The organism is Psychrobacter sp. Ps7 (assembly GCF_022129225.1).
In the GTDB taxonomy this organism is placed as follows: domain Bacteria; phylum Pseudomonadota; class Gammaproteobacteria; order Pseudomonadales; family Moraxellaceae; genus Psychrobacter; species Psychrobacter immobilis_A.
In genome coordinates this window covers 1-1,153 of record NZ_JADQAH010000081.1, presented here as the reverse complement: position 1 = coordinate 1,153, position 1,153 = coordinate 1, and the positions used below count along the sequence as shown (strand labels likewise).

General features: G+C 40.2%; 1 protein-coding gene. It reads right to left on the bottom strand.

Annotated elements, in window-relative coordinates:
- Positions 1-9: 9 nt before the first annotated feature.
- Positions 10-1,153 (bottom strand): IS4 family transposase (locus I3257_RS14100; protein WP_238050169.1); only part of this gene is annotated, 1,144 nt, incomplete at its 5' end.

Below are 1,153 nucleotides of genomic sequence, written 5' to 3'. Positions count from 1 at the left end.
TAATGCCAGTCAGTTAAGAACTGACTGGCATTTTCTTTTATAGGGGTACTTATTCGGCTTCTTTCTTATCACCCTTGGATAATGCCTATCTGGTAACCTATCGGGTAAGATAAACAATCTAAGTGTTGTCAGTAACTCATCGTAATGAATAGGCAACTTACTTGCACTATGTATTGGCGTAAACATAAAGAAAGCGATAACCTGTCGCATAGATTGGCTAAAGCTTAGCTGTGTAGGCAAAATATCCTCATCTTTAGTTGCATCAAGCATGACGATACGTATTAAATTGTAAGCGAGTAATAACCCCCATAACTCTTGACGTACCATGTCTGGTTTCTTACTACGTAACGTGTGTTTGCTATGATTCAATCCCTGCTTTATTTCTCTAAACGCCAGCTCAATTTCCCAGCGTTGAGTATAAACCTCTGTTAATTCTTCATATGGAAATCGTAAAGGGTCAATGAGAGAGCTGAGAACACGATAGCTTTTTCCATCCACTTTATAGGTGGTTAATCTTGCCATCAAGGTCTCTGGTAATGACTCAAATTTCTTTCTGGCTTGAGGACTTGTGGACAAAATCACTATTTTATCATTGTCATTTATACTATGTTCAACTTGATACTGTAAATCCTTCCTCGCGGGTAACATCCAGTGAGTGTTATCTCCTTGGTTTTGCCACTGATGCAACAGTCCTAATGAGTAATAGCCGCGGTCAAACAAGGTAAGAGAATTATCTGGTACGGCTGGTAATAGTCGTTGAGCTAAGCTCATTTCACCTATGCGACGGGAGTCAAAGCTGCTATCTAACAGTAAATGGCTAGATACTTCCATAAGGCTACACATTCGTACTTGTGGGTAGCTTACTTCTCCATGTTGATTACTGTCACTGCCAAATGCTTCTCTGTTATCTTGATTATCATGAGTTCGAAAACTAACGCCATCAACAGCGAGTAAATTAAGTCCGCACCATTGTTCAAAAGACTGGGTGGAAAAGGTTTTGTGTGCAAGTAATTGAAATGTATGTTGGACTGACTCATAGCCTAACCTTTGCCGGCCTTGAACTAGCGCACTTGGCGCTACTAATTTGTTTTTTCCGGGTAAAGAGATGTCGAGTCTATTAGCGATATCCCAAACGGTTTCGTTTCGGAATAAA